General features: G+C 45.2%; 11 protein-coding genes and 1 pseudogene. 9 read left to right on the forward strand and 3 right to left on the reverse strand.

Features of this window, described 5'->3' with window-relative positions:
• Window positions 1-143: 143 nt before the first annotated feature.
• The 6 genes and pseudogenes from HQN90_RS29335 to HQN90_RS29360 form a co-directional block, all read left to right on the forward strand.
• A pseudogene (locus HQN90_RS29335) lies at window positions 144-680 on the forward strand (SDR family NAD(P)-dependent oxidoreductase); the annotation flags it as partial.
• A gap of 436 nt (window positions 681-1,116) precedes the next feature.
• The gene (locus HQN90_RS29340) at window positions 1,117-1,773 is read left to right on the forward strand and encodes a CPBP family intramembrane glutamic endopeptidase (RefSeq protein ID WP_173225767.1); all 657 of its coding nucleotides are present in this window, start codon (window positions 1,117-1,119) and stop codon (window positions 1,771-1,773) included.
• Window positions 1,774-2,216: 443 nt separating this feature from the next.
• Window positions 2,217-2,492, forward strand: coding sequence for a hypothetical protein (locus HQN90_RS29345; RefSeq protein ID WP_173225769.1), 276 nt, complete (start codon window positions 2,217-2,219; stop codon window positions 2,490-2,492).
• A gap of 14 nt (window positions 2,493-2,506) precedes the next feature.
• Complete coding sequence (locus HQN90_RS29350; RefSeq protein ID WP_173225772.1) at window positions 2,507-4,078, forward strand: extracellular solute-binding protein; 1,572 nt, start codon at window positions 2,507-2,509, stop codon at window positions 4,076-4,078.
• Window positions 4,079-4,177: 99 nt separating this feature from the next.
• Complete coding sequence (locus tag HQN90_RS29355; RefSeq protein ID WP_173225774.1) at window positions 4,178-5,197, forward strand: response regulator transcription factor; 1,020 nt, start codon at window positions 4,178-4,180, stop codon at window positions 5,195-5,197.
• Window positions 5,197-7,026: a sensor histidine kinase gene (locus HQN90_RS29360; RefSeq protein ID WP_173225777.1), complete on the forward strand. Its 1,830-nt coding sequence runs from the start codon at window positions 5,197-5,199 to the stop codon at window positions 7,024-7,026. Before HQN90_RS29355 ends, HQN90_RS29360 begins: the two co-directional genes overlap by 1 nt.
• 8 nt (window positions 7,027-7,034) lie before the next feature.
• Here HQN90_RS29360 and HQN90_RS29365 read toward each other — a convergent pair whose 3' ends face one another.
• Window positions 7,035-8,009, reverse strand: coding sequence for a helix-turn-helix domain-containing protein (locus HQN90_RS29365; RefSeq protein WP_173225780.1), 975 nt, complete (start codon window positions 8,007-8,009; stop codon window positions 7,035-7,037).
• A gap of 138 nt (window positions 8,010-8,147) precedes the next feature.
• Here HQN90_RS29365 and kdgD point away from each other — a divergent pair, with 138 nt between their 5' ends.
• The 3 genes from kdgD to gucD are packed head-to-tail and all read left to right on the forward strand — an operon-like array spanning window position 8,148 to window position 11,549.
• Window positions 8,148-9,074, forward strand: a complete 927-nt coding sequence (kdgD, locus tag HQN90_RS29370) for a 5-dehydro-4-deoxyglucarate dehydratase (protein ID WP_173225783.1) — start codon at window positions 8,148-8,150, stop codon at window positions 9,072-9,074.
• 14 nt (window positions 9,075-9,088) lie between these two features.
• On the forward strand, window positions 9,089-10,090 hold the full coding sequence (locus HQN90_RS29375) for a mannonate dehydratase (RefSeq protein WP_173225786.1): 1,002 nt from the start codon (window positions 9,089-9,091) through the stop codon (window positions 10,088-10,090).
• Entirely contained in the window at window positions 10,086-11,549 is a 1,464-nt protein-coding gene (gene gucD / locus HQN90_RS29380) for an alpha-ketoglutaric semialdehyde dehydrogenase GucD (protein WP_173225901.1), read from the forward strand. Before HQN90_RS29375 ends, gucD begins: the two co-directional genes overlap by 5 nt.
• Before the next feature lie 7 nt (window positions 11,550-11,556).
• Here the strand turns inward: gucD and HQN90_RS29385 are convergent, their stop codons facing one another.
• Both HQN90_RS29385 and HQN90_RS29390 read right to left on the reverse strand, forming a co-directional pair.
• Window positions 11,557-12,762: a CapA family protein gene (locus tag HQN90_RS29385; protein WP_173225789.1), complete on the reverse strand. Its 1,206-nt coding sequence runs from the start codon at window positions 12,760-12,762 to the stop codon at window positions 11,557-11,559.
• Between the two features lie 118 nt (window positions 12,763-12,880).
• A complete protein-coding gene (locus HQN90_RS29390; protein ID WP_173225792.1) occupies window positions 12,881-13,366 on the reverse strand; it encodes a hypothetical protein in 486 nt (161 codons plus the stop codon).
• Window positions 13,367-13,521: the final 155 nt, after the last annotated feature.

Consider the following 13,521-nt stretch of genomic DNA (forward strand, 5'->3'; position numbering starts at 1 on the left):
TCCAAGTCAGTACCATGAGGCTTGGAAAGCTAAAAAATTAGAAGCCATAGAAATTTCGGTTTAGTGTGTTTAGAGAAATGAGAAAAATGAAAAACTGCGAGAGCGAGAGCATTTAGCAGATAGACTCCATAATTAAGGGGCCGAACCGTGTGGGCGTCACTAATTTGAAAAAAGATCTTGATGTTGTAAATATCGATTTGGATGAATGGGATCGCCTCATGAATGTGAACACGAAGAGTGTTCTACTTGGCTGCCGATTTGCTATTCCGCATATGGTGGAATCTGGCGGTGGTTCAATAATTAATACAGCATCAATGGCCGCGTTCGCCGGAGACTCCGTTCGTTCCGCCTACGGTGCATCCAAAGCAGCCGTTGTGAACCTTACGCGCTATATCGCTGCGCAATACGGCAAAGATAAAATTCGTTGCAATGGCGTGGCCCCAGGGCTAATTTTAACTCCAGCCGCGAAGAATAGTATGCCGCCAGCCGTTTTGGATATTTTCGCGAAATATAATGCGCTCCCGTATCATGGCGAAGCCGATGACATCGGAAACACGGTTCTATTTCTAGCCTCAGATGAATCCAAATTCATTACAGGACAGACCATTCAAGTTGAAGGCGGCCACTATATGGCGAACCCGAGCATCGCAGATTTTAATCAATTTTTGGCACAGGCCTAATAGAAACATTGTTCAAGCTTAGAGTTGATGACTCTAGGCTTTTTTGTTTTCTTTAATGAAGCAATGACGATATAATAAATATTGGAAATGGGATTTTGGGTTAAGGTTGGGTTCAACTGACTGTTAAACCTGCAAATGTGCAGGAATTCTCGGGCGAATTCGGTAAAAAAGTGGAAATGCCTGCAATTGTGCAGGTATTTTCATCTATTCTAGCCTTTCATCCAGAAAAAGCCTCAAAAGCCTGCATAAACGCAGGAATTTCATGATTGAGGTCATTGCAGGAGTAAAAAAGATGCATTATCGCAGGTTTATACAAACTAACTGGTGCTAGAGCAGGACCAATAAGGGCACTGAGGAACGTGTCAGCAAAAACGAGGGCTGTCTTCAAGTAGTATTAATAATACAAGCAAATCCGCAATAGGAGAGTTCCTACATTATGAAAGCTGATGCTAATATCCGTTTATTTTCATTATTCTTGATATTATTTTTTTCAATATCCCCATTAGTCATAAACTCCCTAACTCTTTTCGTGACAGGTAATTCAGCCGAATATAGTGCGGACTCACACTTTATTTTCAGCATTATATGGGAAGTGCTATCGTTAGGAATCCTTTACTTTGTCTTAAAAAAGCAAGGTCGAAATTTGCAAGAAATTGGTTTTGAGTTTCGGAAAACGGATATATGGCATGCGATCGTGCTATATATTGCCATTTATTTTGTTTACATAATTGCGATAGCTATCTCACCGAATTTTTCACAGGCACCTCGGAACGTTGATTTTTTAAAAACTAATATTTCAATTTTCTATGTCGTGTTTATCTTAATAAATCCTTTCTTCGAAGAATTAATTGTTCGGGCATATACCATAACTGAACTGAAGTTTTTTATTAAAAAAGAAGAGTTCTCAGTTATTGCAAGTACTCTAATTCAAACTTCCTATCATTTATATCAGGGACTAATACCTGCCCTCTATGTAGGAATCATGTTTTTTATCTTTTCCATTTATTTTGTTAAAAGTAAAAGAATCTTACCTGTTATCATCATACACTTATTCTTTGACCTCTTAGCAATGTTTAATTTGGGTAAGAAATAATAGCAATCGAGAAGAAACCATAATCCAGAAAAAATGATCCAGTTTTGAAAGAAAGAGGACTTAGGAACAAGACAGCGGTAATTTACGGTGGAGGTGGGACGATTGGCAGTGCAGCTGCACGAGCTTTCGCCTGAGAAGGTATGCTGCTTAACGACTCCCAACGCTTGCTGAGGTTGCGAATACAGCTGCCTTCATGGCCTCTAATCACGCAGGTGCAGTGACAGGTACAGTTGCTAACTTAACATCTGGGTTTATTTTGAATTAAACCATTGCCTTCGCCCCCCTAAAGAAGAGCCACGCATTTTGCGGGCTCTTTTTCATTGCCTGAAACGGAGCCAGTAAGGAAGCATTATCATAAATTACCCCAATAAGGCAACAAGATTTGACATGTTCGGACTCGGACCATCGTAGTAAAATCAACAGTAAGATCAGGATGGGAGAGAATGTCTCCTTATACTCGGGTCATTGACGACCTCGCCATTAACAAGGGGGAAGTTGCTTTCTGGCCAGTTGGCTTTACAAGAGGCAACTATCGTGTTATTTTATCCGATGCGACGATATGGAGATCGTTCCTCAATCTGCCGAATGAATGGATGGCTGCAGCGAGTTCCGCCTCGGTTGAGACATTATTTTACCGCTATTCAAGCCTGTTCTGGCGACCATGGGACTCATTTATGCAGTTGTCGCCGACTCGGTTAAGTCATAGGTTCACGAAATAAAGGGAGGGCTTTATATGAAAAAGAAGTTTGTCATATTGACTTTGGCTGCTGTTCTAACAACGACTGCCGCTGCCGGCTGCTCCAATGGAAATCAGGCTGCAGTTTCACCTTCCGCAAGCGGTAAGGCAGCTGAAGCGCCTAAAAGCCCAACGAAATTCTCGATTTCCTTCCCAACGACAATCAGCACCGGCTATCACACTCGAGTTGATGTTAATAAAGATAAATGGACGCTGAAGCTGGAGCAATTGACAAATACGGATCTTGATGTCAAAGTTTTAGAAGATTCAAAAATGAGCGTCATGTTCGCCGGCGGCGACATTCCAGATGTTGTAGGCAGCGTGGGCACGCCAACGAGCAAATCCATGTCTGGTTCCGTGGAAGCAGGTGTGTTCATGCCTCTGGACGATTTATTGAAGACATATGCGCCAAATATGATGAAAGCGATACCCAAATCTGCCTGGGCTGCCGTATCGTACAAAGGCAAAATCTATGGCTTGCCTGAATTTCTCACCAATCCATCCAGACGCGGTACGTTCATCCGGATGGACTTGCTGGAGAAGTCTGGGCTGCCCGCTCCGCAAACCGTAGAAGATTTCTTAAACGTGCTGCGGGCATTCAAAAAGCTGGGTGTTGAAAACCCCTATCAAATGAGGGACAGCTTTAAATATTCGGATATTCTTTTCGGTGCGTATGACGTACTTCCTTACAAGGATCAGTTCGAGGTCGTAAACGGGCAAGTCGTTCCGAAATTTTTCGATTCAGAGAATATGCAGAAAGCGCTTCAAGGTTATAAAACTATGCTCGATGAAGGTTTAATTCCCAAAGATTTCGCCTCCGTTTCCTCGACGGATTATACCAAAAATATTAACGGGGCCCGAGCAGGCAGCTGGTCAGGGAATGTGAGCGGACTGCCAGGCTATCGAACGAATGTGAAGCAAATCGTACCTGATGGCAAGGTCGAAGTCATCACTTCTCCCAAAGGGCCGGAAGGCAAAGGCGGATATTTATTCTATGCACCGATCGTCCGTGCCTTTTATGTGAATAGTAAAGTGAAGCCGGACACGGCTATTAGCATTATTAAGTTTTTTGATTGGATGCTTACACCAGAAGCTGCGGAGTTCTTCACCTTCGGAACGGAAGGAGAAACGTATACGGTGGATGGCAGCGGGAAAGTTACGTACAAGTTCCCAACGACCAAGGAAGGAAACGACGAGGAAGGCTGGCGCAGCGGTACATTATGGGCTATTCACGACTCGACGATTAACAAAATGAAAATGGAGCTGGACCCCTCTGGCCAAGATACGGTGGCAGCGCTAGAGAACGTAGTGTCGAAGGAAGGACTTTCAGGAATCGGATTTTATCCGGACTTGGCTGCATTCACGAAATTCCCTGATCTTGTGGCGCAAGGGGACACCGGACCTAAGTTGATCATCGATCATATGATCAAAATGATTTACGGCAAAGAGCCCATTACGGATTGGCCAAAGGTCATTGAAGAATATAAGCAAAAAGGCGGCAGCGAAGTCATCAAGGAAGCCACGGAGCGTTACAACACAAAAGACGGCGTCATTGTGATGACGAAATAGCACGAACGATGCAGCCGCATCGCTCACCATCGGGTTGCTTCTATTAGGAGCAGCCCCTTTGCAATAAGTGCAAGTTATTACGCAAAGGAGAGGTTCACCATGCATTTGCTTATTGTAGACGACGAACGTATGATCCGTCTCGGGCTGCAAAAGATGGCTGAAGCGTATTCCCCAACTTTTACAGATATTCGAACTGCCGAAAACGGTATGGATGCATTGGACAAAATAGCTGATTTGGAACCGAATATTGTCATTTCAGATATCCGCATGCCCAAAATGGACGGCTTGGCCCTGTGCCAAACGATTCATAACCAGTATGCCCACATCAACATGCTCGTTGTTTCCGGATATAACGATTTTGAATATGCTCAGAAATGTATGTCTTACGGAGTTAAGCATTATTTGCTTAAGCCGGTGACAGAAGCGAGTTTGTATGAGGTTTTCGATACGATCATCAAGAGGGAAACGCCAGGTTATATTCCTGTCACTCGTTATGTGCAGTGGATTGATCGGATGGAACAGTGCATCTGGTCATTGCAGATCGATGAATTGAATGGGTTGATGGAGCAATGGCAAGCCTATTGCCTCAAAGCAAGTCTCTCTTTCTATCAGCTCCAAGAATTGCTGAACGAGTGCATGGATATGCTGCTGCAAAGATTTCAGGAGCGGCATTTTATGCCAACGATTACAAGGCTTGAGGTTCCAGAGGGTAACGTCAAAGCTGCCTTAGATGCGTTTGATGATCATTTGCGGCAAATCGTGAGCGCCTTGCTGTTATCTCGTAAAGGGAATTATAAAGATCCCATGCAGGAAGCGAAAAGCTATATTGATTGTCGGTTGTCTCAAGAATTGTCTCTCGATGAAGTGGCGAATATGGCAGGGCTTACCCCGACTTATTTCAGCCTCCTTTTCAAGAAGATGACGAATGAAACGTTTGTCCAGTACCGCATTAACAAAAGAATGGCGAAGGCCAAAGAGCTGCTTGGCGTACCGCATCTGAAAATTGTCGATATTGCGGATGAAGTCGGCTATCTCGATTATTCTCATTTTACAAAAACGTTCAAAAAAATAGTCGGCATTTCTCCGTCAGAATACCGCACTTCCTTGGGGATCAAGTGATGGCCGGAACCTTATATCGCAAGCTGTTTATTTATTTTCTGGTTGTTATCGTTTTGTCGCTCGTCAGCGTCAGCTTGTTCTCTTATCGCAAATCATCGGCTGAGCTGGATGCCATGGTGCAGCACCAAATGTCTCAAATGATTAATAATGCGGCCTATCAAACGGATCTATATTTAAAAATATATGAACGCGCGTTTGTTGCTCTATTGCAAGGCGACGACATCCGACATCTGCTTGAATTGCCGTTTGACGGGGATGCCTACGAATTTCATCAGTATCGCAAAAAAATTAAGGAAGAGAGCATAAATCCAATTTTCATTCGCAATCCAGAAATTGCTGCCGTTTATGCTATCAGTCAGAACAGCCATGCCACGTACTACTACAACGAGGTAGAAGGGAAGCAGTTCAAAACGGCCGATATTCAGAATCAAGTGGCTTTTTTTCTGAAACATACGACTCCCGATGGGAAAGTAAGCATCTTAAACAGCAGTATTTTGGATAATAAAAACGATCAGTCATTCACTTTAGTCCGGCAAGTTCGCGGATATACGCATCCAGAGACGATGGGCATTCTTGCACTCGAAATTCGTGCTGCCGAGCTGTCAGCTTTGTGGAAAGGGATGGAACTCGGCGACAATGGCTATTTTTTTATCGTTGATGCGCAAGGCCGTTTCATCTATCATCCGGATAAGCAAAAGCTTGGAACATTGGTGCAAGAAGATTTGGCGCAAAAAGTGTACGACTCGAACCTGTCCTCTTTCGAAAAAATGGATGGCAATGTGCTGCGCATGTATACGGTCAAGAAGTCCGCTTATTCCGGTTGGAGCCTTGTTGTTTCGATGCCGGTCCAAGATTTGCGAAAGCCCATATCGAGTATCAGAACGTCTACGCTTTTTGTAGGGCTGTTTACGTTCATCGTCGCTCTATTCTTGGCCTATCGCTTCGGTAAATCGATCACGGACCCGATCAAGGTATTGAAGAATGGTATGCAGGAAACAGGGAAAGGGCAGTGGGCGATCATCCCGATCCCCGAGCGCAAAGATGAAATCGTCGAACTTATGGTTCGTTATAACGTGATGGTTAACCGACTCTCGGAATTGGTCAATAAAGTATACCAGGTTGAGCTTAACAATCAGGAAATTGAACTCGAAAGACATAAAGCAGTCATTCAATCCTTGAAGCTGCAAATCAATCCGCATTTTCTATACAACACGCTGGAGACGATCGTATGTTACGCTTTTATTCAAAATTCTAAGGAAATTTCGGAGATTGTGGACGCTCTAGCGCACATGCTGCGATATTCGGTCGGAACCAATCTAGAGGAAACGAAAGTAGCGAACGAGCTCAAGCATTTGCTGCACTATCTCGTTATCCTTCGCCACCGGGTTAATCCTGAGTTCGAAATTGATGTTGCCATCAAACCGGAATATTTGTTGCGCGACGTCGTTTGTCTCACCTTGCAGCCATTGGTGGAAAATATTTTCCAGCATGCTTTTGCCGATGGGGTGGAGGATTACCATTTCATCCGGATAGACGCAGGCGAAGGCGATGGGTTCTTCTGGATGAGCGTAGAAGACAATGGGGCAGGAATAACAGCTGACAAGCTGGCAGAGCTTAACGAGAAGCTGAGCGCCAACCGACTGGGAGACGAGAACGACGGCAAGAAAGACGGGATTGGCCTTCTTAACGTACATCGCAGAATTCAAATGGTATTCGGGGAAACGTACGGCCTGCGAATAGAAAGTGAAGTGGAAAGAGGGACGAAGATTATGCTGATTTTCCCGCTCTCCATCCCATCTCTTAAGGAAGATGTCAAGACCTTGAAATGACAGGGATTTTAATCAAGTTTTACTTCCTGCTTGTTCTTTTGATAACGTGTGGCAGCTTGCTCTAAATATTTATGTATCCCAGCATCGACGGATTCGGTGTTGAGCCCTTTTTTGCGGAAGGAGCTTGGCGTGGTGCCCATTTCTTTGGTAAAGACTTGTGTAAAGTAGTGGATGCTTTCAAATCCGGTATCTTCAGCAATCTGTTTGAGCGGAATGTCCGTATAACCGAGCAAATAGGCGGCTCGCTTGACCCTTTCCGTCTTCACGACAGAAGGAAAAGATTGTCCTAGCTCTTCGGAAATGAGGCGAGAGAGCTGTCGTTCAGACAAGTGCAAGCTTTGAGCTACCTCAGAAAGCGCTATTTTACTCGTCAGATGTGTTTGGATATATTCTTTGGCTTGTTTGAGTGTTCCTTGCAAAGTAGAAATCGTAGTGGGAGAAGCCGTATCACCAGAGAGGCAATAATGTTGAAATAAGCTGAAACAACTCATGATAAGCGTGTAGGCCAGGTGTTCAATCGATTCTGGATAGCGGACTTCTGATTCAGCAGCCTGCATAAGCAGAGCTTGCCAAATCAGCGCGGGCGCCGTCTGCTCGGCATTCGGGATGAACAGGTGCGGATAAGCACATAATTGATGAAAATCTTGCATAAAGGCTTCGCTGGATTGGGAAGCGATGGGTTCAATTGCAAAAAATAGAAGCAGCATGCCTTGATCGCTTTGAATATAGTGCCGGCTCTCCGGCTTGGAACAATACAGTGTTCCTGCGCGCAGCGGATAGGTGATTCCATTTGCCGAATATATGCCTTCGCCTTCGACGACATAGCATATTTCAAAAAAAGAATGTGCATGAGGGCTATTTCCCATATGCTGCGGTTTCGCTCCCCAGTAGTGAACAAAGATGGAGGCGGATGCCCCTTGCAGCTGAACTAGATGTTGGTTGAGGTATAGATTGCTTCGAGAATAAATGGCATGACTCAGCACGAAAGTGATCTCCCCTCTAGTTGGCTGTCCTTTATTATATCACGGAATTTTTTAAAGAAGCGGCGTGTTTTTATAAAGACCAGATCTGCGTTCATTTTCTATAATGAGGTGGAAGATAACGTAAAGGAGCTGTTAGATATGGGGAGCGATCAGCATGTGTCGCTAGCAGGCATTATGGGATTTCCGGTAACGCCATTTGATCATAACGAAATTGTAGATGAGAAAGCGTTTGAGGCCAATCTCCAATTTCTATTGACTAGCGGATTAGATTCCGTGTTCGTCTGTGCGGGATCAGGAGAATTTCAATCTTTGGATATCATCGAATATGAGAGACTTGTGACTGTCGGGGTCTCCGTTGTCGCAGGGAAAGTACCGGTGTTCGCAGGTACCGGAGGCAACCTGAAGGAATCGTTAGATCGTGCCCAATTGGCAGAAAGGCTTGGGGCGGATGGTCTGCTGCTGCTGCCGCCATATCTCATTATTCCGGAGCAGGAAGGGCTTTACCACTATTATCGGACGATCGCGCAGAGCACGAAACTGCCCGTTATTATTTATCAGCGGGATAATGCCATATTTACGTTAAGCACGCTGGTTAAATTGGCTGCACTTCCCAATGTCATCGGGTTCAAAGACGGATTAGGAAATTTCGAGCTTAATATCGAATTCGTGCAGTCCATTGGCACTAGACTGCAATGGATGAACGGTATGCCGTTAGCTGAACTGACGATGCCGGCCTATAAAGCTCTTGGATTTCATTCTTACTCATCTGCAATTTCCAACTACATTCCACAAGTTTCGAGAGCTTATTACGAGAGTCTGCTGGCTGGCGATGAGCAATGGATGCAAGCCATTTATCGCGAAGTGATATTACCGATTCACCGCATCCGGCAGCTTCGCAAAGGATATGCGGTTTCCTTAATTAAAGCAGGTATGGATATCGTCGGATTGCCGGTCGGTTTGCAGGTGCGGTCACCGCTGGTGCAAGTGGAGAAAGAGCATTATAAGCAGTTGGAATTAATTATTAAGAAGAGCATAGACCTTCTCGCTGCTACCAATAACGTTTAGGGGGGAAATAAACAATGATGAAGGTATCCATTCAAGTTCCTACATGTGATCTGTCAGATAGCGATTTAAAGCAAATGTGTCAGCTTGGCGTTGACTGTCTTGATCTTACTCGAGGCTCATCGTTTCCAGGGGTACTAGAGCAAGGATATCCGGATCTGGACCAGCTTCTCAAGCTAAAACGCAGAATTCGCTCGCACGGTATGGACATCAATCGCGTTACGCTGCCCGACATATCAAGAAGCTTTATGCTGGATGAGCCAGGTTCTGAGATTCAATTGGACAACGTCAGCAACGCGATCAAAGTTTTTGGCGAGGCTGGTATTACGCTTGTCCGCCAGCGGTTCGCAGACGATGTGTTTCCGTATATGTCAGAGGAATACACAGCCGTACATCGGGGAGGGGCGCTGGTACGCGGAGAATCTCTAAGACATAACCCGGAGCAGCAGCCTCCTACCGTGGAACAATTGAACGCATGGTGGAAGCGATTCGATCTTGTTTTCGGGAAGCTAGTTCCGCTGGCGGAAGCCTATAATGTCAATTTGGCTGTTCATCCATCGGATACCCCGCATCATAATACGCCATTCGGCGGTCTTGGTATCCATCGGGTTATCGATGCATTTCCGAGCAGGAACGTAGGGTTGGTGTACTGCGTAGGTACACGCGGCGAAGCAGGGGGCACACCGTTAGTTCTCGATGAAATTTATCAATATGGGCGCAAGGACCGGATTTTCCTGGTTCATTTCCGCAACATCAGAGGCAGTCTGGCAACAGCAGGAGCATTCGAAGAAGCTTTGCTCGACGAAGGTCACATGAATATGCCCAAAATCTTATTAGCTCTGCATAAAGTCGGCTATAACGGGTGCATCAACCCTGATCATATCACTTCGCTTGAAATGGACCGAGCTCCCCATAATCCCTCGCAATCGGGTATGGGCTGGGTAGGCTGGGCTTATTCGATTGGTTATGTGAAAGCGCTTTTGGCGGCATTAACCGAATTTCGCGGCGGGAGGGATTAAAGTGGCTGCAGCTAAAACGTATCTGAACTATGTGAGCGGCGAGTGGAAAGCGACTTCCAATGAGTCGGTTGAAGCGAGTATCAATCCTGCTAACCGTCATGAAACCGTGGGTTATCTTCAACTATCATCGGTTGATGACCTGAATGAAGCCATTGCGGCGGCCAAAGAAGCGAAGCTGGCGTGGCGCCGATTATCGGGTCCGGCACGCGGTGAGTTCCTGTTCAAAGTCGCCAATCATATCGAGCGGCGGTTGGATGAAATTGCCGCGATGATGACCCGTGAAATGGGGAAAACACTGCTGGAAGCGAAGGGTGAAACGGCGCGCGGCGTTGCGATTCTGCGATATTATGCAGGTGAAGGCATGCGCAAGACCGGCGATGTGATCCCGTCTACGGACAGCGCTGCCTTAATGTTTACGACAAGGGTGCCGCTTGGTGTCGTTGGCGTCATCACGCCATGGAATTTCCCGGTGGCCATTCCGATATGGAAAATGGCTCCTGCCTTAATTTACGGTAACACGGTGGTGTTTAAGCCTGCACAAGAGACGGGGATTACCGCTGCTTTGATTATCGAGTGTTTCCATGAAGCTGGCCTCCCTGCCGGTGTTGTCAATATGATAACGGGCGATGGCGGAGTGATCGGGCAAGCCATGGCCGACCATCCCGACATTCATGGCATTACTTTTACGGGTTCCAACACGGTGGGCAAAAGAGTCGGACAAAGCGCTCTGGCAAGAGGAGCCAAGTATCAGCTCGAAATGGGAGGGAAGAATCCCGTCATCGTAGCGCAGGATGCGGATCTTGATCTAGCGGTGGAAGCGACAATTAGCGGCGGGCTCAGGTCTACAGGGCAGAAGTGCACGGCTACAAGCCGGGTCATCGTGCATAGCGAAGTCTATGAAGCTTTCAAGATGAAGCTGTTGCAGAAGATTCAAGTGATTCGCGTAGGCTCTGGCTTGGAGACGGGTACTTGGATGGGGCCTTGTGCAAGCGAAAAGCAGTTCCGTACTGTGCTGTCCTACATTGCCAAAGGCGTTGAAGAAGGCGGAACTTTGCTGTGCGGAGGAGGCGAGGGCAGGGAGCTAGGATTGGAAAATGGCTTCTTTGTTGAGCCTACCGTCTTCGAAAACATTTCTAGTTCCATGACCATTGCGCAGGAAGAAATTTTCGGACCTGTGCTTGCGCTGATCAAGGTGGATTCCCTGGAGGAAGCGCTGCAAATCGCTAATGATGTCAAATTCGGACTAAGTGCATCCATTTTCACACGTGATATTTCCACAATGCTGACATTTATGAATGAGATCGATGCCGGTATGGTTCGGGTCAATGCGGAAAGTGCGGGAGTGGAGCTGCATGCTCCGTTTGGAGGGGTTAAGCAGTCAAGCTCCGGTTCACGGGAACAGGGACAGGCAGCGATTGAATTTTATACGGATATTAAAACTGTATTTATAAAATCGTAATAGGCGTTTAAGGCACATTGGATGATAGAAAATGGAGCTCCTGCATATAAGTTTGCATATGTTTTCTTATCTTTTCATAGTGCGCGGCAGCATGTGGCAGCTGTTCATTCGTTATTCTATCCATTGAAATAATTCGAAATTGATGCCCATTGTGACTGTGTGTATAAGTAGGGAGAAAGCTGGGGTTTTGTAACGCAATTGAAGATTGGTTTTTGCCTGAGGTTTTCGTAACCTCAATCGTGGCCATTCCGCCAATTTGTTTATATAAGTCTTTTTGAGCGGAAATGAAATTTCCAAGCGAGTATAGAACGAAAGTTCGATGTCCATTTTTACCGTATACCCAGGCTGGGGGCTGTAAGACATGCGGGTGGTTTCCTATGACGATATGAACGCCCATATCCGCAAGCTTTTGCGCAAGATTGACTTGATCGTGGTCTGGAAACCGTTGATATTCCTTACCCCAATGAAGAGCAACCACAACAACATCAGACATCTGTTTGGCCTGTATCACATCCTGACGGATTTGATTTTCATCGATCCTGTTGACTAAAAAAGGTTTTCCATTTGGCGTAGTGATGCCATTGGTCCCATAGGTATAGCTCAAAAACGAAAAAGTAATCTCGTTCTTCGTCATCGTCCTTATTCGGTCTCTATCATTTTGCGATTTGAACGTGCCTGTATAAGGCATACCAAGGGTATCCCAGTAGGTAAGGGCGCTCTGAATGACCTTCTCGCCTCTATCCAGGGAATGGTTGTTTGCAATAGTGACCATGTCCACCCCTGCATCTTTCAGCGCATCGCCTACTTCATGCGGGCTGTTGAACGCGGGATAATTGGAGAGCCTCAGTGCCTTGCCTCCGATCATGGTTTCTTGATTGGCTATCAGAATGTCAGGACTTTCTAGAAAGCGTTTCACTTCTCCAAACATAGGCTTAAATTGATAAGTTCCGTCTTTCTGCTCGGCGTCCTTGTAAATTTGATCATGAATGAGTACATCCCCGATGGCTGCCAGCGTAACTTTCGTTAATCGAGGCTTGAGAGGCTCCTCTTCAATAGAAGCAATGACGAGAGGCTTTGGTGCTGGCGGTGCCGTTGATTGGACATTAGGTATAGGACGTTTGGGTTCAATGGGGATCTCATTAGGCGTTGCGGATTTGTGGAAGCATCCAGCAGCTAGAAGCAATGTAGAAACAATCGCAACTGTTCGTTTCACGATGAGATATCAACTCCCATTTAAACATTTAATTTACCCCAATAGTATCCCCACAAAAAAATCTCTCATCAATGAGAGATTTTTCTAATTTCCTATTCATTTGTTAGCAACAATGATCCTAAATTAGGCTGACCGTGAAGGGAGCTTGTTTATTCACTTTGATAAAATGTATCTGTAAGGAGCCGAAAAACACTTTTCCTTGGTTGTATTGTAGTTCGCATTTGTACCCATATGAACAGGATATGGATTGCAGAGCTTTAAAACCTGGCAGTGCTTTGACTAAAGAGGTAATTTGTTGGATGACGTAGTTTGGCAATTCAGAATACCTCGTTGCATTAATCCCATCGACAACCGATATAAAACTAGGAAACGCGGCCTTGTTGAAATAGGAAAGATTGACACTTTCTTGAGCAATTTCTAATATCTCTTTATTTAATCGGTTTAGGTTAATCGTAATATTTTTGTAAAAGTAGATGCCAAACCCGATTTTATTCGTTAAGGGATTTAAACGTTTTTTCCATTTCAAGATCGTCGCTTCCAAATAAGTTTCCAACTGATCTTTGGATTTGTTCCTTTGAAATAGGAATGTAAACAATTTCTTCATGATAGTACTCCTTCGTTTAATTCTTTTAAAATGTACCTATTTGAGACGTTGGAACTATGAATTTTGTTCATTAATATTACCTCCAAATCAGATAAATACAATTCTTGTGAGAATTTTGTGAGAGAGCTTTGCTAGGATGATAGGTAATGCTCACT

Origin of the sequence: Paenibacillus alba (genome assembly GCF_013204855.1) — a bacterium.
Classification (GTDB): Bacteria; Bacillota; Bacilli; order Paenibacillales; family NBRC-103111; genus Paenibacillus_E; species Paenibacillus_E alba.